We start from the raw sequence: 20,490 nt of genomic DNA, 5'->3' as shown, positions 1-20,490 counted from the left end.
GCGACCAGACTGGGCCCATGGCCCCCACAAATCCCGGCGAACCGGTGCGCAGCGCGCAAAAGATCGTCGACGTGCTCGCGGCGCAGGGCGTCGAGTACATCTTCGGCGTGCCCGGAGCCAAGATCGACGCCGTCTACGACGCGCTGGTCGACGGCGGGCCAAAACTGGTGGTGTGCCGTCACGAACAAAACGCGGCGTTCATCGCGGGGGCGATCGGCCGGCTTACCGGCAACCCCGGGGTGGTGCTGGTGACGTCGGGTCCGGGTACGACCAACCTGGCGACCGGCCTGCTCACCGCGACCACCGAGCAGGACCCGGTTGTCGCGCTGTGTGGCGCGGTGAGCCGCGAAGACCGGCTCAAGCGCACCCACCAGTCGATGGACGCCGCGGCAATGCTGCGGACGGTCACCAAGTTCACCGGCGAGGTCAACCACCCCGACAACGCCGTCGAGGCCACCATCGGCGCGTTCCGCGCCGCCGCCAGCGAGCCGCGCGGAGCGGCCGCAGTCGTCCTGCCCTCGGATGTCCTGGCCGCCCCCACGACGGCCGGCATCGGGGTGCGGCTGCCGATCCCGCCGTTGGCGGCGGCCCCGGCGCACGCCATCGCGGAGGCCGGCAGGCTCATCCGCGCCGCGCGGCGCCCCGCCCTCCTGGTCGGGATGCGTGGCGCCGACCCGGACAGCTGCGCGGCGCTGCGCGCCCTCGTCGCGGCGACCGGGCTGCCCGTCGTGGAAACCTTTCAGGCCGCGGGGGTGATCTCCCGCGCGCTCGAGGATCACTTCCTGGGCCGGGTGGGCCTGTTCCGCAACCAGCCCGGTGACGTCATCCTCGACCACGCCGACGTCCTGGTCACCATCGGCTACGACTCCGTCGAATACGACCCGGTGCTGTGGAACTCTCACCTCGAGCGCCCCGTCGTGCACATCGACTCGATCCCCGCCGACATCGACAACCACTACCAACCGGCCCTGGAACTGCTCGGCAACGTCGCGGCCACCCTCACCGCGCTGACCGACAACCTCGCCGGCCTCGCGCTCACCGACGAGTATCGGGGCCAGATCGACAGCCAGCGAAAAGCGTTGGCAGACATAGACAACGCCGCACGCGACCAGCAGCCGGGCGGCCCCGGGCTCAACCCCGTCGCCGTCGTGCTGCGCCTGCGCGAGGAACTCGACGACACCGCCACCGTCGCCTGCGACATCGGCTCCGTCTATATCTACATGGCGCGCCACTTCCGGGTCTACGAGCCCCGACGCCTGCTGTTTTCCAACGGGCAGCAGACCCTGGGCGTGGCCCTGCCCTGGGCGATGGCCGCCTGCCTGGTGCGGCCCGGCACGCCCGTCGTGTCGGTATCCGGGGACGGCGGATTCCTGTTCTCCGCTCAAGAACTCGAGACCGCGACCCGCCTGGGCCTGACATTCACCCACATCATCTTTCGCGACAACACCTACGACATGGTCGGCTTCCAGGAGCAGCTGAAGTACCAGCGCAAGTCCGGCGTGCAGCTCGCCGACTACGACATCGTCAGCTACGCGGCCGCTTTCGGAGCCCGCGGATACCGGGTGAATTCGCTCGACGAGTTCGGCGCCACCTTGCGCCAGGCGCTGGCCCAGGAAGGGCCGACCCTGATCGACGTGCCGGTGGACTACAGCCGAAACACCGAACTCGCCGCACACCTGCACGACGACCCCTTCGAATGAGCCGGGAACATGAGTAACGCATACGAGCACTTCCGTGATTGGGCCGCAACGCTTCTCGGACATCACCGCGACGGAGAGGTATATCAGTTCTCCACCATCAGTGCTCTGCTCGACGGCGTGTACGACGGCGACGCCACCGTTGCCGACATCCTTCGTCACGGCGACTTCGGCCTGGGCACCTTCAACCACCTCGACGGCGAAATGGTGATCCTCGACGGCATTTGCTACCGGCTCCGCTCGGACGGAACTGCCACCCGGGCACAGCCAACGGACCGCACACCGTTCGCGGCGGTCACGCGGTTCCACACCGACTTCTCGACCCCGATCCGGAAGCGCACCGGGCGAGCGGAGGTGAGCGCGGCCATCGACCGCCAAATCCACAGCCCCAACCTGATTTACGCGATCCGTATTGCCGGCGATTTCGCCGAGCTGCACACCCGCACGGTGATGGAGCAAAAAGAACCCTATCGCCCACTGACGGAAGCGACCGAGGACCAGGCCGAAACCGTATTCACCGATGTTTCGGGCACGGTGATCGGGTTCCGCACACCCGATTTCGAACAGGGCATCTCCGTGGCCGGATATCACCTGCACTTCCTCGATGAGGACCGCACCGGCGGCGGCCACATCCTCGACTTCACCCTCGAGCGCGGCACGGTCTCGGTCAGCGGTGCCTCGCAGTTACATCTGAGCCTGCCCACGTCCGGCGCGTTTCTCGATGCGCAGCTGGCCGCCGACGATCTCGCCGAGCAGATCGGGAAGGCCGAGGGACCCAAAGGCGATGCGCGGTGAAGTCACATCCGTCACGTTAGCCTCCGTCCGAGCGGGCACCCTTTGTGCCCGCCTCATAGCGACAACTGCAGGCGCACACTCGATCACGGCAGATTGTCGCTCAGAGGCGGACACAAAGGAGCATCCTTCCCCGCGCCTTGGCCGGTCGCTCGCCCCCTCAGCGATAGATGTTGACGCTATCGGGCAGCCCCAGGCGCGCTGGATCACCCCGCCCGGTGGCCGCCATGAGAAACTCATGCACCGCCATGCCGGTTTGCCGTGGGAAGTCTTCAACCGAAACGCCCAACAGCCGCGCGACGGCCGGTTCCGCGGCGGCCTCGTCATCGCGCAGCAAGGCACCGAGCACGAAGTCGAGGCTGGCGTGCAGGCCCGGCCCCGCGTCCAATGGCCGGCCCAATGCGGCGCGGATGTCGTCGCCGTGCACGTAGGCGTCATGCAGCAGCGCGTGCACACCCTGCCCGAGGGTCAGCCCGGGCACCGGGCTGGGCGCCGACCAGGCCGCGTCGTCGAACGCCGCGGCAAGGCGCGCAACGGAATCCGCCGCGTCCCGCAGCCGCCCGGCGAGCGTGGCCGGGGATTCGCCGCGCAAGTCCGCGGCCTGGTCGTCGGGCGTGCGCGTGCCGATCGCGCCGCTGATCGTGTCGACGGCCTGGCCGACGACGGGGCCGGCCACGTCGCGAACCTGCCAGCCGGCGCAACGCGTTCCACGCGTCCACTCCGATGAGTCCAGTGCGCCAATGAGTTCGGCGAACGAGCGGTATTCGTCGACAAGGCCCGCGATCGTCACGACTCGATCGGGTCCCGGCCGCACGAGCGTGGTCATCGCAACGACTCCGTCACCGTCCGCAGCTGGCGCAGCTGCTCGACGAATCCGTCCGGGCCGAGGACGGCTATTCGGCAGACCAAATGCCGCGCGCCGGCGTCGATGTAGCTCGCCAGCCGGGCGGCGACATCGTCGGGCGTTCCCGACGCGAACGTCTGGATCTGCTCGACGACATCGATGCCGAAACCATAGGTCTGGGTGGCGAAATCATCCAAAGCCGTCCGGCCGCCGTCGGGATCGTCGGTTATCAGCACGGTCACGAACAGCGCCGGCGTCACCGCGTCGGGGACGCGGCCCGCCCCTTGGGCCGCGGCCCGCACCTCGGCAAGCCCAGACGAATACCCCTGCGGTGTGGGAGGATACGGGAGCCACCCGTCGTAGAGACGGCCGGCGCGGGCCCGCGCACCCGGCGTGTCCGCGGCCAGCCACACCGGCGGATCGGACGCGTCGCACGGCGTGATGCCGGCCGGGATGTCATCGAGATGCAGCACGGCCCCGTGAAACGAACTGGGCTCCTTGGTGTTCCACAGCTGGCGCCATAACGCGACGGTGTCGTCGAGGCGGGCGAAGCGCCGGCGCCACGGGACCTCGGAGGCCGCGTACTCCACCTCGGACAAGCCCGGGAAGCCGGCGCCGACCGCCACCGCCAACCGCCCGCCCGACAGCCGATCGATGGAGGCCAGGACCTGCGCGGTCTGCACCGGTCGCCGCAGCACCGGCTGCAGGGCGGCGGTCCCCAGGGTGATCCGGTCGGTGACCGCGGCGGCCGCGGACAGAAACGTCAGCGCTTCGATGCGCGGGCGCACCAACGAGTCGTTTGCCCACAGCGAGTCGAACCCCAGATCCTCTACGGCGCGGGCGAAGTCGAGGAGGCGGCGCAGGTCGGCACCGGCCCAGGGTTCGGCGGCCAGGGGCGGCATCACACCGAGGCGAAGTGGCTGATTCATACGGCGATCGTGGCGCCAGGCTGGCCGCGCGGCAATTCCCTCCAGGGAATAGCGCCCAGCGTCGCGAACGGGTTGACTGTTCGCATGTCGGTTTCTGTGCAGGGCGACTTCGGCACGGCGCTGCGGGAATGGCGTAATCGGCGACGGCTCAGCCAGATCGACTTGGCCAACGACGCCGGCACCACGCAACGGCACCTGAGCTACTTGGAGCAGGGGCGATCGGTGCCCGGGCGCGACATCGTCAGCCGCTTGGCCGACTCGCTGCAGCTGTCGCTGCGGCAACGCAACTCGCTGCTTTCGGCGGCGGGCTTCGCGCCCGCGCATCCGGAGTCGGCGCCGGACGCGCCGTTGCTGCAACCGGTGCGCGAGGCGCTTCAGCATGTGCTCGACGGCCATCTGCCCTATCCGGCGATGGTGATGGACGGCTTCGGCGAGTTGGTCGCCGCCAATGGCGCGTTCGGACTGCTGACCGATGGGGTGGCGGGGTGGCTGCTGGAGGCGCCGGTCAACGTGTTGCGCGTCGCGCTGCATCCGGAGGGCATGGCGGCGCGCATCGTGAACCTCGACGATTGGCGGCGCCACATTCTGCATGGCCTGCGCGACCGCGGTCCACACCCGCGCATCGATGCGCTGGTCGAGGAACTCGAGGGATACGGCGTGCCGGCGCCGGGCAGCCGGCCGATCGAATCGCTCGGGTTCGCGGTGCCGCTGCACCTGCGCTCCCCCGACGGCGACGTGCGGCTGATAGCGACGATCTCGACGTTCGTCACGGCGCTCGATGTCACCGTGTCGGAGCTGCGCCTCGAGGCGTTTCTGCCCGCTGACCGGGAAACCGCCGCGATTCTCGCCCGCCGCCACGGCGGGTGAGGCGAATTCACGGACTGTTCAGGCACGCGACGGTTCCACATCGATGAATGCACATACGCGCCGCGTGTCCTCACGTTATGCGCGTTGTACAGGTCGCCAACTTTTATGGCCCTCGCTCCGGCGGCCTACGCACCGCGGTGGACAGGCTGGGCGCCGAATACTGCGCAACCGGGCACGAGGTGTTCCTGATCGTCCCGGGCCGAAACGCCGAACGCACCGAGCTGCCCACCGGCGTGGTGCGAATAACGATGCCCGCCCGGCTGATTCCCTTCACCGGCGGCTACCGCGCGGTGATGCCCGGACCCGTCAAAGCACTGCTGGCGGCGCTGAAACCGGACGCGTTGGAGGTCTCCGACCGACTCACCCTGCGGTCGCTGGGCCCTTGGGGCCGCGAATACGGCGCCAACACAGTGATGATCTCCCACGAGCGCCTGGATCGCCTTGTGGGACAGATACTTCCGCGGCGCAGCGCGGAGAAGTTCGCCGACATCGCCAACCGGCGTACCGCCGCCAACTACGACACCGTGGTGTGCACCACCGCCTTCGCGCGCGAGGAGTTCGACCGGATCGGGGCCACCAACACCGTCACCGTGCCCCTGGGCGTGGACCTGCACACGTTTCACCCGCGTCGACACTCTTACCTGGTGCGGCGGCGCTGGGCCACCCCGGAGCAGATCCTGCTGATCCACTGCGGGCGGCTGTCGGTGGAAAAGCGCGTCGACCGCAGCATCGACGCCCTGGGCGCGCTGTGCCACGCCGGCGTCGACGCCCGGCTGGTCGTGGTGGGCGAAGGCCCGCTGCGGGCCAGGCTGGAACGGCAGGCCTCCCGGCTCCCGATCGACTTCACCGGCTTCATCAACAACCGGCGCACCGTCGCCGAGCTGCTCGCCACGGCTGACGTGACGCTGGCGCCCGGCCCGCATGAGACCTTCGGGCTGGCCGCGCTCGAATCGCTGGCGTGCGGCACACCGGCCGTCGTGTCGCGCACGTCGGCGCTGACCGAGATCATCACCCCGGACAGCGGCGCCCTGGCCGACAACGACCCGTTCGCCATCGCGTGGGCGGTCGGCGCGATCGTCGGTCGACCGGAACACCACCGCCGTCGCTCCGCTCGGCGCCGCGCGGAGAGCTTCACCTGGGAACGCGCCGCTGCGGGCATGCTGGCGTCGTTGGGAACCGGCGAGGCCAAAGAAAGCGCTTAGCGCTGCTAACCGCAGCTCAGGTGGGGTGCGTCAAGAAAAGCGGTTATCCGCCGCCGCTGGGCTTGCTGGGAGCGTGCTTGCCGGGGCAGTAGTCCGCGGTGGCCGCGCCGATGAACGTCTCGGCTTGCGCCTGGGTCAGCTTGTGCGACCCCGTCAGCTGGTCGATCTCGTCCTTCTGGGTGTAGCCGGCCTCGAGGTCCGCGCACATGGTGCGGGCCATGTTCACGACCTGCGACGGCGAACCCAAGTTGATGCCGTGGCCCGCCAGGTACTCCGCGAAGTCCTGGTCCGTCTGGTCGGCGTGCGCGACGGCTGCGGGCACCCACGTGAAAGCCAGGAACGCGCCGAACGCGACCGCAGAAAGCTTCTTCTTCATTTCCCCATCACTTTCGAAACCACACGGGCCGGAAGCCCACCGTAATTAATCCTCGCGTGCGAACGGTTCGATGGTCAATAGTCTTCTCGCGGGACCGCACGCCGAAAGCCAAACTTCAATCAGCCGTTCAGTTTTAGTTCTGGTCGAGTTTAATTCTGCACGCGCGGCCGACCTCGTCGGAGAGCGTAAGAGTTCACCTTCGGTTCCGACGGCGTTTACTTCCCGGCGCGCGGCTAGGCTCGCGGGAGACGCTGAGGAGGTGCGCCGGTGGAGACGCGGGACCAGGTGCTGATCACGGCCACCGAGCTGGCCGCCGTCATGGAGGCCGGCGACCCGCTGGCGATCCTCGACGTGCGTTGGCGCCTCGACGAACCCGATGGCCGCGCGGCCTACCTGGCCGGCCACCTGCCGGGCGCGGTGTACGTGCCGCTCGAGGACGAGCTCAGCGACCACGCCCTCACCGGCCGGGGACGTCACCCGCTGCCGTCCGGGCGCAGCCTGGAGGCGGCCGCGCGCCGGTGGGGCATCGACCAAGACGATTTGGTCGTCGTCTACGACGACTGGAACCGCGCCGGCTCCGCGCGGGCGTGGTGGGTGCTGACGGCCGCGGGGCTCGACAACGTGCGCATCCTGGACGGCGGGCTGCCCGGGTGGCGCGCGTCGGGACGGGACCTCGACACCGGCCCGGTCGATCCGCCGCCCGGGAATGTGGCTGTGCCACACGACGATCTGTATGCCGGCGCCCGGCCGACGTTGACGGCCGCCCAAGTCGGCGAGGGCGGGACGCTGCTCGATGCGCGTGCCCCCGAACGGTTCCGGGGCGACGTCGAACCCCTCGACCCCGTCGCCGGCCACATCCCCGGCGCGAAAAACCTTCCCAGCGGCGCCGTCCTGGCGGCCGACGGGACGTTCGTCGGCGATTACGCGCTCGCTCAACTGCTGTCCGACCACGGCATCGATCGCGAAGGCCCGGTGGGCGTCTATTGCGGCTCGGGTGTCACCGCAGCCATCACCATCGCCGCGCTCGCCGCGGCGGGCCGAGAAGCGGCGCTGTATCCGGGCTCGTGGTCGGAGTGGTGCTCGGATCCCTCCCGCCCGGTCGCGAGCGGCCCCGAGTAGCTCAGACGCCGGCCCAGCTCTGCAGGAAGGCCGCGGTCACCCGGGCGGCATTTTCCGCCGCGATCTGCTTGTAGAAGAAAAACTCGAACGGGAAACCCGGCAGGCCCAGCGGGTCGCCGGCGCCATCCGACACCCCGCGGATTCCCAGGAACGGGACGCCGTGCGCGTCGGCAACCGCCTGGACCGCCGCCGTCTCGTTGTCCGTCGCGTCGAAGGCCGGGTTGGCCGTCGACGCAATGTTCAGGTTGCTGATCAGAGAGTTTCGCAGCCACGGCCCCGCCGCCTGGAAGAAGTTGCCGGTGTAGAACAGCGAGCGATCCGGCGCGCTGCAGGGTTGGCAGCCGAACACGTCGCCGCCGTTCGGTACGCACGGGAACGCCCGGCCGTTGTTGTTGTCGGAGCTGGAACCGTCACCACCGACCACCAGCCGCGGCTGGCGCTTCAGGTTGATCAGCTTGACGCGGGGGGCGTTCTTGCACAGGCAGATCGGATTGCCAAGGTAGTTAACGCTTTCCAGGTCGACGCTCAGCGCCTGTGCCGCGGCCAGCATGCCGGGGTCGACCGGGTGAAAGGTCGCGCCCTGGTCCAGGCTCCAGCGCGCCGGCACCGCCACGTCCCCGATGTTGACCCGCGCCCCGCCCCCGGCGACGCCCGAGAACACCACCGCGCCAACAGAAACCGATGACGCGCAGGTGAAGCGCGCGAACGCGGTCTGGGCCGTCTCGGTCGCGTTCACCAGGCCGATGCCCGTCATCGCCACGATCACCTTCTTGCCGCCGATCGTCCCGAGGTAATAGCGCCGGCGGTCGGACCGCACCACCGGGTGCGGGTCGAGCGCGGTGCGGGACAGCACGGCATCGGCCTCGGCCGGGAAGGCGGACAGCACCAGCGTGCGCTGTTCGCAGGCGTCCGTCGTCACGTCCGGCGCGCCCCCCGGCTCGGCGGCGGCCACGCCGGCGCCCACCGACAGGGCGAGCGCCACCAAGGCGGCGACGCGAAAAGGCTTGAGCACGATCCCCCTGGTTTTTTGTCGGTCATGAATGCCGAGACTCGCTGCCTTATCGACGTGGCTAATGTGACGGGTTGATTTTCGCGCATCGCGGGCGCGGCCGAATATTCGTTATCGTTCTTTTTGTTTAGCGATTTCGTGTCGTTATTGCCGCTAGTCTCAACGGCGTGCTGGAAGTGATCGACAAGGGACCGAACGGCGGCTCCGGCAAAACGCCCTTGTTGTTCGTCCACGGCGCCTGGCACGGCGCCTGGTGCTGGGACGAGCATTTCCTGGACTTCTTCGCGGCAAAGGGCTACCGGTCGGTGGCGGTGAGCCTGCGGGGCCACGGGAAGAGCCCCGCACCCAAAGCCATGCAGTTCTGCTCGATGGCGGACTTCGTCGACGACGTCGCATCGGTCGCCGACGGCCTGCCCGAACAACTGGTGGTGGTCGGGCACTCCATGGGCGGCTTCGTGGTGCAGAAGTACCTGGAGTCGCACGATGCGCCGGCCGCCGTGCTGCTCGCCTCCGTGCCGCCCAGCGGGATCGCCAGATTCCTGTTACGGCGGTTCAGGCTGCACCCGTGGCTCACCGCGCGGCACCTGGGCATCACCAAATCGGTGGGGAGCATCGGCCGCACGCCCGAATTGTGCCGGGAAAGCTTCTTTTCCGACTCGATCCCCCACACCGACGTGGCGCGCTACGCGGCCGCGCTCGACGAGGAGTACGTCGGCAAGCACGTGCTCGGAATGCTGTGGCTCGATCTGCCGAACCCCACCCTCGTCAACACCCCGATGTTGGTCCTGGGCGCCGAAAACGACATCATTTTCTCGACGCGGGAAGTGCGGGCGACCGCGAGCGCGTATCACACCGAGGCGGAGTTCATTCCGGGAATGGCGCACGACATGATGCTGGAGCCCGGCTGGGCGGAGGTGGCCGAGCGGATTCACGCCTGGCTCGAAACCCGTTGTCCGACGGCGTCGCCGACATGACCGGGCGTCTCGACGGCAAGGTCGCGATCATCACCGGCGCCAGCAGCGGCCTGGGGCCGGTGATGGGCTCGCTGTTCGTCGCGGAGGGCGCCCGGGTGCTGCTGGCGGCGCGGCGCGAAGAGCTGGTCCGCGAAGCCGCGGAAGCGGCGGGCCCGGGCGCCGTCGCGATGCGCGCCGACGTCACCGACGAGGACGACGTCGCCGCCATGGTGACGCGGGCCGTCGACGAGTTCGGCCAGGTGGACATCCTGTGCAACAACGCCGCCACACCCGGCCAGGACCGCTGGATCTGGGAGCAGACGCTGGACAACTGGAACGCCACCATCGCCGTCGACGTCACCGCGGCCATGCTGTGCACCCGCGAGGTGCTCAACCGGTCGATGCTGCAACGCCGCCGAGGCGTCATCCTGAACTTCTCCTCCACGGCCAGCTACGCCGGCATGGTCCGCAAGACCCACTACGTCGCCGCCAAGGCGTCGCTGCGCGCGTTCACCAAAGCCGTTGCGCTCGAGGTCGGCCCGCACGGCATCCGGTGCAACTGCATCGTGCCCGGCGCCATCGACACCGAGCTGTTTCGCAAGTGGGTGCAACGCACCGCCGACGAGCAGGGCGTCGACTACGAAACCCAACGCGCCAGGTCGCTCAAAGGTGTGGCGCTGCAAGATATTTCCTCGCCCGAGGACGTCGCCAACCTGGCGCTGTTCCTGGCCAGCGACGAAAGCCGAACCATCACCGGCCAATCCATCCCCGTCGACGCCGGAGGGTACATGCAGGGATGAGTGTCCGCCTATCGATCTCCACACCCGTGGTGACCATGTTCCCCTGGGCCAGCGCCGACTGGGAGAAAGGCGCCTCCATCGAGGACCTGGCCCAGATCGCCGAGGCCGCAGACAGACTCGGCTATCACCACCTCACCTGTAGCGAGCACATCGCGCTGCCCGCGGCCGAGCGCGACCGCCGCGGCGCCCGCTACTGGGACCCGCTGGCCACGCTGGGCTATCTTGCGGCGCGCACCCGGCGGATCCGGTTGGCCACCCACGTGCTGGTGCTCGGATACCACCATCCGCTCGAGATCGCCAAGCGCTACGGCACTCTCGACAAGGTCAGCAACGGCCGACTGATCCTCGGGGTCGGGGTGGGCAGCCTCAAGGAGGAATTCGATCTCATCGGCGCCCCCTTCGATAACCGCGGAGCGCGCGGTGACGACGCGCTGCGCGCGCTCCGCGCCTCGCTGTCGGTCCCCGAACCCGCCTACCACGGCGAGTTCTATTCGTTCAGCGGGATGATCGTCGATCCTTGCGCGGTCCAGGAACGCGTCCCCATCTGGATCGGTGGGCGCACGCTGCGATCGCTGCGCCGCGCCGCGACCCTCGCCGACGGCTGGGCTCCCTTCAACGTCAGCCCGCAGCAGGTCCGAGAATGGTTGGGCCGCTTCGACCTTGCACCCGGATTCGAGGTCGTGCTCCCGCCGTCGGCGCCGCTGGATCCGATCAACGAGCCGGAACGCACCCGCGACGCTCTCGGTGAGCTCGCCGCGCACGGCGCCACCATCGTCAGCGCGATCTTCAAACACGCGTCGCTGCAGCAGTATCTGGACAATCTGGCGGCGCTCGCGGAACTGCAGGCGTCGTAATCCGAAAGGGCTTCCATGTCGAAGGCGATCCGAGTGCTGGCCATCCTTTTGTTGGTTTGCGCGGGCCATGCGATAGCTTCCCCGGCCACGGCCACCAGCGCGCCATCGTGCGTCGGCCTATCGATATGCCCGCCACCGCCGCCGGACGCCGACGGCAACCCGGGATGCTACTACGCCGACGGCTGGCAGGGCTCGGGTGCCGGCATCGAAGTGTGGTACTTCCATGAGCCGCAGAACCTTTCGAAGCCCGACAAGGTCACGGCCCTGGTTCGCAAGAAGGACGGCACCACCGAGTCCCAGAGCGCCGACATCGAAGCCGGGCAACAGGTGCACCGCTTCGAATTCGCGACCATCGACAAGTCCGCCGTACAAGAGGTGTTGCTCACCAGCGGCGGCGGCCGGTGCTATGTGATCGGCCCCGGCACGTGAACCGCGTCAAGGCAGGCTTTTTCAGCCTCACCGCTCCCGCACCGCCCGACGACGACGGCAGCTATCTGCGTTGGCACCTGCTGGATCACATGCCCGAGCAATACCAACTGCCGGGCATCGTCCACGGACTGCGCTGGATCGCCGACGGCGCCTACCCCGATCACCGCCTGGCGGCCGACGGGCCGCTGGAGCAGCTGGGCAACGTGGTGCACTACCTGATCGGTGACCCCGTGGAACAAACCTTCGACGACTTCGTCGCGCTCGGCCGCTCGCTGCGCGAGAACGGCCGCTTTCCCGTCACGCGGCCGTCGCTACAGGTGGCCGGCCTGCGCCTGCTGCAGTGGCAGGCCTCTCCACATGCGTTGATCTCCCCCGAGGTGGTGCCGTTTCGGCCGCACCGCGGCATCGTCCTGATCGTGGAGGAACCCACCGCAGGCCGCCCCGACGCGTGGCTGCAATGGCTGCACGCCGAACACCATCCGGCGCTGCTCGCCGCGCCCGGCACCGCCGGGGCGTGGACCTTCGGTACGAGCACCGGGTGGAGCCACCTACCCGCGGGATGGCTGACGCGCCACCAATACGTCACAGTCGTTTACCTCGACGGCGACCCGCTCACCACCACCGACGCCCTGGCTCCGCTCATCGAGGAACGGTGGCGGTCGGGAGCGGTGCGGCCCGCCTTCGCGGGACCGTTACGAACGATGGTCAGCTGGGAAGCCTGGCCGTGAACTGCGCGGATCCGCCGTTTGGCGGGCCGCCAGAGGGATGAGACCCCGCCGCAACGAACGGCCTCTATAGTCCTTCTGAGCTCTAGCAAAGGACGTGAGATGACCAGTTCGCGACTCGTTCTCGCCGCCGCGGTCGGCGTGATCGCCGTGGCGGCCACGGCCACCCTGCCGGCCTGCTCGAGCAAGAGCGGCCAGCCATCCTCCGCCACGAGCACAACCGCGGCCCCGCCGAGCACGACCGTCATGATCGGCGGCAACAAGCACACGATCATGACGAAGGTCGAATGCACCGCGACGGCGGCGCAACCCAGCGCCACACCGGCGGAGTCCGGGGACCTGACCACCCGCATCACCGTTCGCGACGATTCGGCATCGGTGTCGTTGGCGCTGTCGGACGAAAAGCCGCCGAGCGTCGACGGCTTTTCGCTTTCGCTCAAGGCGGGATCCGGTGAGTATCAGCTGCCGTATCAGGCGCCGCAGTCCGCGACCCAGGTGCAGGCAACCAAGGACGGCAAGAGCTACACCGTGACCGGGACCGGCCAGGGGACGTCGCCGAACCAGGGCGACGTGCACCAGGTGACGTTCGGGATCCACGTGACCTGTCCCTGAGCGACGCCTTAAACCAACTGCCGCAGTTTGATTTTCGGGCCTCGTCCGTCACTTGAGTCAACGCAAGATGTTGGGTGGCTTTTTGCCCGCCTCGCAGCGACAAGCGGCGGAAACAACGGCGCATCCCACAATTTCGTGTTTGATCGTCACGATGCCTTGTTGTCCAACCGCGACCGACTCTGCGATGCTGTCAGCTTGGACATCTTCGCGGAGTGGCAAAGCGGCGGGACCGAGCTTCGTTGGCGGTCGACAACCGCCGCCAACGACGGACAGGAACTCACGGTGTTCAGCCGCCGTTGCGGCACGCCCGGGGCCCCCGCGCTGGTGCTGGTGCACGGCTTTCCGACGTCGAGCATCGACTATTTCGCCCTGACCGGCGAACTGGGCTCCGAGTTCGACATGTTCACGCTGGACTTTCCCGGCTACGGGCTGTCCGACAAGCCGCCTGCACCCTACGTCTATTCGTTGTACGACGACGCGCGCCTCCTCGTCTACGCGATCACCCAGGTGTGGAAACTGTCCGAATTCCGCATGCTCACGCACGATCGCGGCAGCAGCGTCGGCATGATCGCGCTGGAGATGCTGGCGGCCCAGGACCCTCCCGTCGTGCCCGTCGACCTCATCCTGACGAACGCCAACATCTATCTGCCGCTCTCGAACCTGACCATGTTCCAGACCGCCCTGCTCGACGCGGCGACCGGGCGGGACACCGCGGCGGCGACCACGCCGGAGATGCTCGCGGCCGGCCTGGGCGTCAGCACCTTCATGCCGCGGCGGACCCTGGACGACCCGGAGATCGCCGCGCTGGCGCGATGCTTCGCCCACAACGACGGCATCCGCGTGCTGCCGGACACGATCCAATACCTCAAGGAGCGTGCGGCGGACGAAACCAGTTGGCTGGAGGCGCTTTCCAAGAATCCCGTGGACACCACGGTGGTGTGGGGCATCCACGACAACGTCTCACCCGTGCGCGTTCCCAACTACGTCTGGCAGACGTATCTGAAGAGCAAGCCCGGTCGCAACCGCTACTGGGTGGTGCCCAGCGCCGACCACTACCTGCAGTGCGACGCTCCCGGCGAGCTGGCGCAGATCGTTCGCCTCACGGCCCAGGGCGGGGACATCCCGCTGCAGACGCTCGGGAATCAGCCGGGCGGCGCCGTGCTGGTCGACGAAAGCTTCTCCTAGCCCGCCTCGAGCGTGCCGGGCGTGCGGCTGGCCGCACGCCCGAGCCCCAACGTGCGGCTGGCCGCACATTCGGCCGAAAGCTACGCCTCGGTGACGACGGGCAGCCGCGCCCAGCCGCGGACGCTGGCGGTGTGCGCCCGTCGGGCATTGGCGTAGTCGACCTCCCAGTCGGGCCAGCGTTTGAGGACCTCCTCGAAGGCGACCCGGGCCTCCATCCGGGCCAGCGCCGAGCCGAGGCAGAAGTGCAGGCCCTGCCCGAAACTGAGGTGACCGCCCTGGCGGTGAATGTCGAAGCGATCCGGATCCGGGAATCGGCTTTCGTCCCGGTTGGCGGAAGCGTTGAGCAGCAACATGAACGACCCTTCCGGCACGACGCGGCCGTAGTGCTCGGCGTCGCGGGCAACATAGCGGGCCTGCACCGGTGACGGGGGTTCATAGCGCAATGTCTCCTCGACCGCGCCGGGGATCAGCGACGGGTCGGCGACGAGCTCGCGGCGCTGATCCGGGTGATCCGACAGCAGCTGCCCCATGAAGCCGATCAGCCGGGCCGTGGTTTCGTTCCCGGCGCCGGCGATCATGGCGGTGTAGGACAGCACCTCCGTCCGCGACAGTGGCCGCCGCGTGCCGTCGGGTTCCTCGATCTCGGCTCGCAGCAGATCGGTCATCAGGTCGTCGGAGGGATGATTGGCGCGCCACTCGATGTACTCGGCGAACAGGGCGATGGTATTCGCGAACACATCCGCATCGACCTCAGCGGGGTCGCGGCCCTTGGGCATTTCGATGTTGGCGACGCTGCGGTCTCGGATCTTTTCTTGATCTTCTTCGGGGATGCCCAAGAGATATCCGATGGTCCGCATGGGCATCATCGCGCCGAGGTCCGCGATGAAATCGAAGCCGCCCTGGCCGACCAACGGATCGAGTTCGCGGACACAGAATCCACGCACCAGCGACTCGACCGCCAGCATGCGGCGGGGCGTGAAAACGCGGGACAGCAGTTTGCGGTGCAGGTCGTGCAGCGGCGGATCCTCGAACAGCAGGATGCCCGGCGGCACTTCGATGTTGTTGAACAGGATGTCGGCCGTGGTTCCGCGACCGGATCGATAGGTCTCCCAGTTCGGCAGTTCGCGTAGCACGTCGTCGTATCGACTCAGCGCGTAGAAGTTGTACTTCTCGTTGTAATACAGCGGCGCCTCGGCGCGCATGCGCTTCCACACGGGATACGGGTCGTCGTCGATGTCGACATCGAATGGGTCGTAATACAGCTCGGCTGAACGTAACATCTGGCCTCTCAATCGTTTCGGTGCAGGAAGCCGTGCAGGATCGCCTGGACGAGTTCCTCGACGATCACATCCCTCGACGGCTGCTTGCGTCCGAAGTAGGTCGAACGCAATGCGGCCATGCCGGCGATCATCGCCACCGTCGAATGCGCAGGCAGGTCAGGGTGATCCGACCGCAACCCCCGCAGATGCATGCCCTCGGCGCTGATCTGGCCCAGCACCGTCAGGGCCCGCCGGACGTCGTCGATGCCGGCGTCGGCCTTTTCCTCGTCGCTGAGGGCTTCCGATGCCATCAGCGTCAAGAGCAGGCCCTGGTGTTCGACGAACAGGTCGTAGAGCTGCCCGACGAAATGGCCCGCCAGGTCCTCCTCCTTGGTCTCCTCGTGCACGACCGACTGCCAGGTGCGGCCGAACTCGTCGACGAAGCTGGTGAACGGTGCGACCAGGGCCTCGCGGAACAGCGCCGCCTTCGAGCCGAAATGGCGGAACAGCAGGTGTTCGGTTACGCCTGCGGCCTGGGCGATTTCGCGTGTGGTGGTGCCGCGGTAGTCCTGCCGCGCGAACAGCTCCCGCGCGGCGTCGAGCAGCAGTTTGCGCGGCGCGCCGCGGGGCCGGCGCGTGGCCGCGGTAACCGGGGGTCGCTGGGGCACGATTTTTAAGATAGCATGCACTATCTTGAGGATCGACCCGGAATCAGGAAGGGGTGCGGCCGTGGGCGCTGTCATCATGCTCGGCACGCTGTTCGGGTTGATCGTCCTGATCTTTGGCCTGGTGCTGCGTTTCGACCCCGAAGCGCGCCGCTCCCCCGAACACGAGGGCGATCGATGAGCAGCGGGATGACGCCCGTGATGCAGGCGGCCAGCGGCTTCGCCGTCGTCGGCGGCATCACATTCACCGCGATCGGTGTCTACCTGAGCATTCGCCGACGCCGGATACACCCACTGCTGCTTCTGTGTATCTCGGCGATCTCGTTCTCGTGGATCGAGGCGCCCTACGACTGGGCGATGTACGCCCAGTTCCCGCCCGCCATTCCGCGGATGCCGTCCTGGTGGCCGCTGAACGTCACGTGGGGTGGATTGCCGTCATTCGTTCCCATCGGCTACATCTCCTACTTCGTGCTTCCGGCAGTGACCGGGGCGGCGCTGGGGCGGTGGTTGAGCGCAAAGTTCCACTGGGGCAGGCCAACCACCCTCCTCGTCGTCGGGCTCGTCGTCGGCTTCTGCTGGGCGCTGCTCTTCAACGGGTTCCTCGGAGCCAAGCTCGGCGTCTTCTACTACGGACGCGTGATCCCCGGGCTCGCGATACGCGAGGGCACCATTCACCAGTACCCGCTCTACGACTCCCTGGCGATGGGCATACAGATGATGGTCTTCACCTACCTGCTCGGACGAACCGATGCGGAGGGACGCAACGTCATCGAGATGTGGGCCGACAAGCGATCGAAGACTCGCCTGCAGTCGTCGGTGCTGTCGATCGCCGCGATCATCGTCGTCGGAAACCTGCTCTACGGCGCCGTTTTCGCGCCGCACCTGGTGACCAAGCTGGGCGGCTGGGTGACCGCGGGACCGACCGAACAGTTGTTCCCGGGCGTACCGAACCAACCCAAGTAGCCGCGACCTACCCGGTGAACACCGGCAGCTTCGACCATCCCCGCACGCTGGTCGTGTGCGCCTTGGCGGCGTTGGCGTAGTCGACTTCCCAGTCCGGCCAGCGCTTGATGACCTCCTCCAGCGCGACGCGGGCCTGCATGCGCGCCAACGCCGATCCCATGCAGAAGTGCAGGCCGTGTCCGAAGCTGAGGTGGGTGTCGCCGCGATGGATGTCGAACTTGTCGGCGTCGGGGTACCTGCGCTCGTCCCGGTTGGCGGATCCGTTGACCAGCAACATGATCGAGCCCTCCGGAACCGTCGAGCCATGGCATGAGACCTCACGGGCGACGTAACGCGCCTGCACCGGCGAGGGCGCTTCGTAGCGCAAGGTCTCCTCGATTGCCATGGGAATCAGCGAGGGGTCGGCCACGATTTGCCGCCGCTGGTCGGGGTGCTCGGCGAGGAGCTGGCCCATGAACCCGATCAGGCGGGTGGTGGTCTCGTTACCGGCGCCGGCGATCGTGCTGGTGTAGAGCAGCACTTCGCCACGCGTCAGCCGCCGCATCGCGCCGTCGTCCTCGACCTCGGCGTTGAGCAGCTGCGTCATCAGGTCATCGGAGGGATGGTCGACCCGCCAATCGATGTAGTCGGAAAACATTTCGCCGGTCTGCTCGAAAAAGTCTTTCGTGGCGGGCCGGAACGTGCCCTCTTTCAGGGTGAGCTGACGGCCGCCCTTGTCGCGGATCGCTTCCTGGCTGTCCTCGGGGATCCCCAGGAGGTAGCCGATCGTGCGCATCGGGACCATCGCGCCGAGATTCTCGATGAAGTCGAACCTGCCCGTACCCACCAGCGGGTCGAGCGCGCGTGCGCAAAACGCCCGGGTCAGCGGTTCGATCGCCTCCATCCGGCGGGGCGTGAAAACCTTTGAGAGCAAACGACGATGCAGATCGTGAATCGGCGGATCCTCGAAGAGGATGATCCCGGGCGGAACCTCGATGCCGCTCTTGATGATTTCGATCGTCGTGCCGCGGCCCGACCGGTAGGTGTCGAAGTTCATCAGCTCGCGGGAGACGTCCTCGTAGCGGCTCAGCGCGTAGAAGTTGTACTTGTCGTTGTAATAGACCGGCGCCTCGTCGCGCAGCCTCTTCCAGATCGGGTACGGATCGTCATCGATCTCGAAATCGAAGGGGTCGTAGTAGACCTCGGCGGTGCCCGCTCCGGTCATAGCGGTGTCTTTGTCTCCGACAGCGCCTCCGGCAGCACCACCTCGCCCACGCGCTTGAGATAGGGCCACGCGACTTCGGGCGGCAGCCCGCCGCACAGCGGCGACAGGTTGAGTATCTGGCCGGCGCGGACCCGCGAAATCGCCTCCGGGACAGAGATAATCACGTGCGACGCCGGGTTATCGCGCAGCTCGTCGACGGTCTGCACGTGCGAGAAGCCGGCCGTCGTCTCGTCCCCGGGATTCCACGCGGCATAGGTTCGCACGTCGTGCAGCAGGTGCTCGCCGAGCTCTTTCCACGCCTGGTCCACGTCGTCGGCGACGAAGACGACCGAAGGGGTGTCGCGGCTGGGAAACATCGTCGGGCCGGGCGTGTGACCGTGTTCGCGGCAGGCCTCCTCGTAGGCCTCCCGCATGCCGGGTTCGTTGGCGTTGCCGAGCATGCCCAGGCCGTACCTGCCCGCGCGGCGGGCCGCCGCCACCGTTCCGCCGCCCCACATCAAACCGGGGCCGCCGGCGGTGTGCGGGCGCGGGGTGACCGTGATCCGGCGCCCGTCCTGGCTGACCGTTTCGTCGGACAGCAGCGAGCGCAGCAGCGCCAGCTTTTCGTCGGCGAGCCGGCCGCGACCGCGCATCGCCACGCCGAAGTGCTCGAACTCCTCGGGCCGGTAGCCCAGGGCCAGGATGTACGACGCGCGTCCCTTGCTGATGATGTCGAGGACCGCCATGTCCTCGGCGAGGCGCACCGGGTCATAGAACGGCAGGATCAGGATGAGGCTCAGCGCCAGGCGTTCCGTCCGCGCGGCCACGGACGACGCCAGCAACAACGGGGAAGGCAGGTAGCCGTCCTCGGACCCGTGATGCTCACAGAACACCGCGGCGAGGCCGCCATGATCCTCGGCCCACGCGCACATTTCGGGCACGGCGCCGTACAGCGCCACTCGCGGCGCACCCCAGGAGGGGGCGCGCATGTCGAAGCGCAGCGTGAACACGGGCGACTCCTAGCCAACCTAATATTTGTATCGCGTACGCTACGTGTCCGCCGAGAGCTGCGTCAACGGTTAGTCAAAGACGTGGCGCGGCAAAGTCGTCGGGATGTCGAGCGAGCTGAGCAGGCCGGGCGGCGCGTCGACCACATACGGGATCGCGTTGACCACCCGCATGGCGGTGGCGGTCATGGCAGCGCGGCCGGCGCCGTGGCCCTCGGCCTCGCCGAGGGTCAGCACGCAGTGGACGTCGGGATCGCCCTCGATGTCGACCCGATAGGTCGCGTCGCAATCCGACGCGGGCCAGCCGGGGGCGACGTCGCGGGCCATCCGGATGACGTGCTCGATCACGATGGCCTCGCGGCCGTGCACCACGCCCGCGGCACGGGTGCGCACCGCGCCGCAGGTGCCCTCCTTGATGGTGCCGAACGCCACGTCGATGTCGCGATCGGTGAGTTCCCGCTCGAACGAACCCCGCACCTCGTCCACGTCGACACCGAGGCCGCCGGCGATCAGGAAAATCGGTGCCTTCCAGGCCATTTCGATGAAGCCCGGCGTCTTGAGCATGGGCTCGAAATCCAACGGGCGGCCGAAGCCCAGGCCGTCCATCATGACGTCGGCCACCGGGTAATGGTCGTTGAGCGCGACCTCGCTGGCCGTGAGGGTGCGGATGTTCTTCGATTGCGTCGTCATCAGCAGCGCCAGCTCGTCGGAGGCGAAGCCCGGAAAGATGCCCGAGACATACAGCGACGCACCGCCCGCCTTGGCCGCCGCGACGAGCTGGTCGCGCCACTCCGCGGGTTCGTAGGCGTGCGGGTTGACCAGCCGCGTGGTGCTGGTGGTGACGACGTTGATCCCCGCCTCGAGCAGCCTGACGTAGTCCGGGATGGCCAGCGCGTCGCGTTCGGGGCCGCTTGCCGCGTACACCACGCAGTCGGGTTTCAGGGCGATCAGCGCGTCGGCGTCATTGGTGGCTTTCAGGCCGATGGGCTCCCCGTTGGCGAGTTCGCCCGCGTCCCTGCC

Annotated in this window: 22 protein-coding genes; 13 read left to right on the top strand and 9 right to left on the bottom strand. The window is 67.9% G+C overall.

Annotated elements, in window-relative coordinates; all coding sequences use genetic code 11:
- Positions 1-17: 17 nt before the first annotated feature.
- On the top strand, positions 18-1,700 hold the full coding sequence (gene alsS / locus A9X00_RS17865) for an acetolactate synthase AlsS (protein WP_067156128.1): 1,683 nt from the start codon (positions 18-20) through the stop codon (positions 1,698-1,700).
- A gap of 9 nt (positions 1,701-1,709) precedes the next feature.
- Positions 1,710-2,492 (top strand): acetolactate decarboxylase, encoded by a 783-nt coding sequence (budA, locus tag A9X00_RS17860; RefSeq protein WP_082975355.1) that lies wholly within the window; start codon positions 1,710-1,712, stop codon positions 2,490-2,492.
- A gap of 157 nt (positions 2,493-2,649) precedes the next feature.
- On the opposite strand, the gene A9X00_RS17855 is transcribed toward budA, so the two are convergent.
- The gene (locus A9X00_RS17855; RefSeq protein WP_067156127.1) at positions 2,650-3,315 is read right to left on the bottom strand and encodes a maleylpyruvate isomerase family mycothiol-dependent enzyme; all 666 of its coding nucleotides are present in this window, start codon (positions 3,313-3,315) and stop codon (positions 2,650-2,652) included.
- Positions 3,312-4,262 carry an LLM class flavin-dependent oxidoreductase gene (locus A9X00_RS17850; RefSeq protein WP_067156124.1) on the bottom strand — a complete coding sequence of 317 codons (951 nt, stop codon included), beginning with the start codon at positions 4,260-4,262 and terminating at the stop codon, positions 3,312-3,314. Before A9X00_RS17850 ends, A9X00_RS17855 begins: the two co-directional genes overlap by 4 nt.
- 84 nt (positions 4,263-4,346) lie before the next feature.
- On the opposite strand from A9X00_RS17850, the gene A9X00_RS17845 reads away from it, so the two are divergent.
- The gene (locus A9X00_RS17845; protein WP_067156121.1) at positions 4,347-5,129 is read left to right on the top strand and encodes a helix-turn-helix domain-containing protein; all 783 of its coding nucleotides are present in this window, start codon (positions 4,347-4,349) and stop codon (positions 5,127-5,129) included.
- A gap of 77 nt (positions 5,130-5,206) precedes the next feature.
- Positions 5,207-6,331 (top strand): glycosyltransferase, encoded by a 1,125-nt coding sequence (locus A9X00_RS17840; protein ID WP_067156118.1) that lies wholly within the window; start codon positions 5,207-5,209, stop codon positions 6,329-6,331.
- A 43-nt stretch (positions 6,332-6,374) separates the two neighbouring features.
- Here the strand turns inward: A9X00_RS17840 and A9X00_RS17835 are convergent, their stop codons facing one another.
- Positions 6,375-6,707, bottom strand: coding sequence for a DUF732 domain-containing protein (locus A9X00_RS17835; RefSeq protein WP_067156116.1), 333 nt, complete (start codon positions 6,705-6,707; stop codon positions 6,375-6,377).
- 267 nt (positions 6,708-6,974) lie between these two features.
- Here A9X00_RS17835 and A9X00_RS17830 point away from each other — a divergent pair, with 267 nt between their 5' ends.
- On the top strand, positions 6,975-7,826 hold the full coding sequence (locus A9X00_RS17830; protein ID WP_067156113.1) for a sulfurtransferase: 852 nt from the start codon (positions 6,975-6,977) through the stop codon (positions 7,824-7,826).
- A gap of 1 nt (position 7,827) precedes the next feature.
- On the opposite strand, the gene A9X00_RS17820 is transcribed toward A9X00_RS17830, so the two are convergent.
- On the bottom strand, positions 7,828-8,838 hold the full coding sequence (locus A9X00_RS17820; RefSeq protein WP_156772156.1) for a 5'-methylthioadenosine/S-adenosylhomocysteine nucleosidase: 1,011 nt from the start codon (positions 8,836-8,838) through the stop codon (positions 7,828-7,830).
- Positions 8,839-9,002: 164 nt separating this feature from the next.
- Here A9X00_RS17820 and A9X00_RS17815 point away from each other — a divergent pair, with 164 nt between their 5' ends.
- The 7 genes from A9X00_RS17815 (at position 9,003) to A9X00_RS17785 (ending at position 14,393) form a co-directional block, all read left to right on the top strand.
- Positions 9,003-9,809, top strand: coding sequence for an alpha/beta hydrolase (locus A9X00_RS17815; RefSeq protein WP_067156111.1), 807 nt, complete (start codon positions 9,003-9,005; stop codon positions 9,807-9,809).
- Positions 9,806-10,588 (top strand): SDR family NAD(P)-dependent oxidoreductase, encoded by a 783-nt coding sequence (locus A9X00_RS17810; RefSeq protein WP_067156284.1) that lies wholly within the window; start codon positions 9,806-9,808, stop codon positions 10,586-10,588. Before A9X00_RS17815 ends, A9X00_RS17810 begins: the two co-directional genes overlap by 4 nt.
- Entirely contained in the window at positions 10,585-11,442 is an 858-nt protein-coding gene (locus A9X00_RS17805) for an LLM class F420-dependent oxidoreductase (protein WP_067156108.1), read from the top strand. Before A9X00_RS17810 ends, A9X00_RS17805 begins: the two co-directional genes overlap by 4 nt.
- A 15-nt stretch (positions 11,443-11,457) precedes the next feature.
- A complete protein-coding gene (locus tag A9X00_RS17800) occupies positions 11,458-11,871 on the top strand; it encodes a hypothetical protein (protein ID WP_067156105.1) in 414 nt (137 codons plus the stop codon).
- Complete coding sequence (locus A9X00_RS17795) at positions 11,868-12,599, top strand: hypothetical protein (RefSeq protein WP_067156103.1); 732 nt, start codon at positions 11,868-11,870, stop codon at positions 12,597-12,599. Before A9X00_RS17800 ends, A9X00_RS17795 begins: the two co-directional genes overlap by 4 nt.
- A gap of 99 nt (positions 12,600-12,698) precedes the next feature.
- Positions 12,699-13,208: a lipoprotein LpqH gene (locus A9X00_RS17790; protein WP_067156100.1), complete on the top strand. Its 510-nt coding sequence runs from the start codon at positions 12,699-12,701 to the stop codon at positions 13,206-13,208.
- A 195-nt stretch (positions 13,209-13,403) separates the two neighbouring features.
- Positions 13,404-14,393, top strand: coding sequence for an alpha/beta fold hydrolase (locus A9X00_RS17785; protein ID WP_067156281.1), 990 nt, complete (start codon positions 13,404-13,406; stop codon positions 14,391-14,393).
- 80 nt (positions 14,394-14,473) lie between these two features.
- Here A9X00_RS17785 and A9X00_RS17780 read toward each other — a convergent pair whose 3' ends face one another.
- Both A9X00_RS17780 and A9X00_RS17775 read right to left on the bottom strand, forming a co-directional pair.
- A complete protein-coding gene (locus tag A9X00_RS17780; RefSeq protein ID WP_067156097.1) occupies positions 14,474-15,673 on the bottom strand; it encodes a cytochrome P450 in 1,200 nt (399 codons plus the stop codon).
- 8 nt (positions 15,674-15,681) lie between these two features.
- The gene (locus A9X00_RS17775) at positions 15,682-16,320 is read right to left on the bottom strand and encodes a TetR/AcrR family transcriptional regulator (protein ID WP_232006872.1); all 639 of its coding nucleotides are present in this window, start codon (positions 16,318-16,320) and stop codon (positions 15,682-15,684) included.
- A gap of 174 nt (positions 16,321-16,494) precedes the next feature.
- Here A9X00_RS17775 and A9X00_RS17770 point away from each other — a divergent pair, with 174 nt between their 5' ends.
- Positions 16,495-17,280, top strand: coding sequence for a spirocyclase AveC family protein (locus tag A9X00_RS17770; RefSeq protein ID WP_067156095.1), 786 nt, complete (start codon positions 16,495-16,497; stop codon positions 17,278-17,280).
- A 7-nt stretch (positions 17,281-17,287) separates the two neighbouring features.
- Here A9X00_RS17770 and A9X00_RS17765 read toward each other — a convergent pair whose 3' ends face one another.
- The 3 genes from A9X00_RS17765 to A9X00_RS17755 form a co-directional block, all read right to left on the bottom strand.
- Positions 17,288-18,484: a cytochrome P450 gene (locus A9X00_RS17765; protein ID WP_067156092.1), complete on the bottom strand. Its 1,197-nt coding sequence runs from the start codon at positions 18,482-18,484 to the stop codon at positions 17,288-17,290.
- Positions 18,481-19,473, bottom strand: a complete 993-nt coding sequence (locus A9X00_RS17760) for an LLM class flavin-dependent oxidoreductase (RefSeq protein ID WP_067156089.1) — start codon at positions 19,471-19,473, stop codon at positions 18,481-18,483. Before A9X00_RS17760 ends, A9X00_RS17765 begins: the two co-directional genes overlap by 4 nt.
- 69 nt (positions 19,474-19,542) lie before the next feature.
- Positions 19,543-20,490 (bottom strand): dihydrodipicolinate reductase (locus A9X00_RS17755; RefSeq protein ID WP_067156087.1); only part of this gene is annotated, 948 nt, incomplete at its 5' end.

Origin of the sequence: Mycobacterium sp. 1245805.9 (genome assembly GCF_001672915.1) — a bacterium.
In the GTDB taxonomy this organism is placed as follows: Bacteria; Actinomycetota; Actinomycetes; order Mycobacteriales; family Mycobacteriaceae; genus Mycobacterium.
This window is presented reverse-complemented; position numbering and strand designations above follow the sequence as displayed.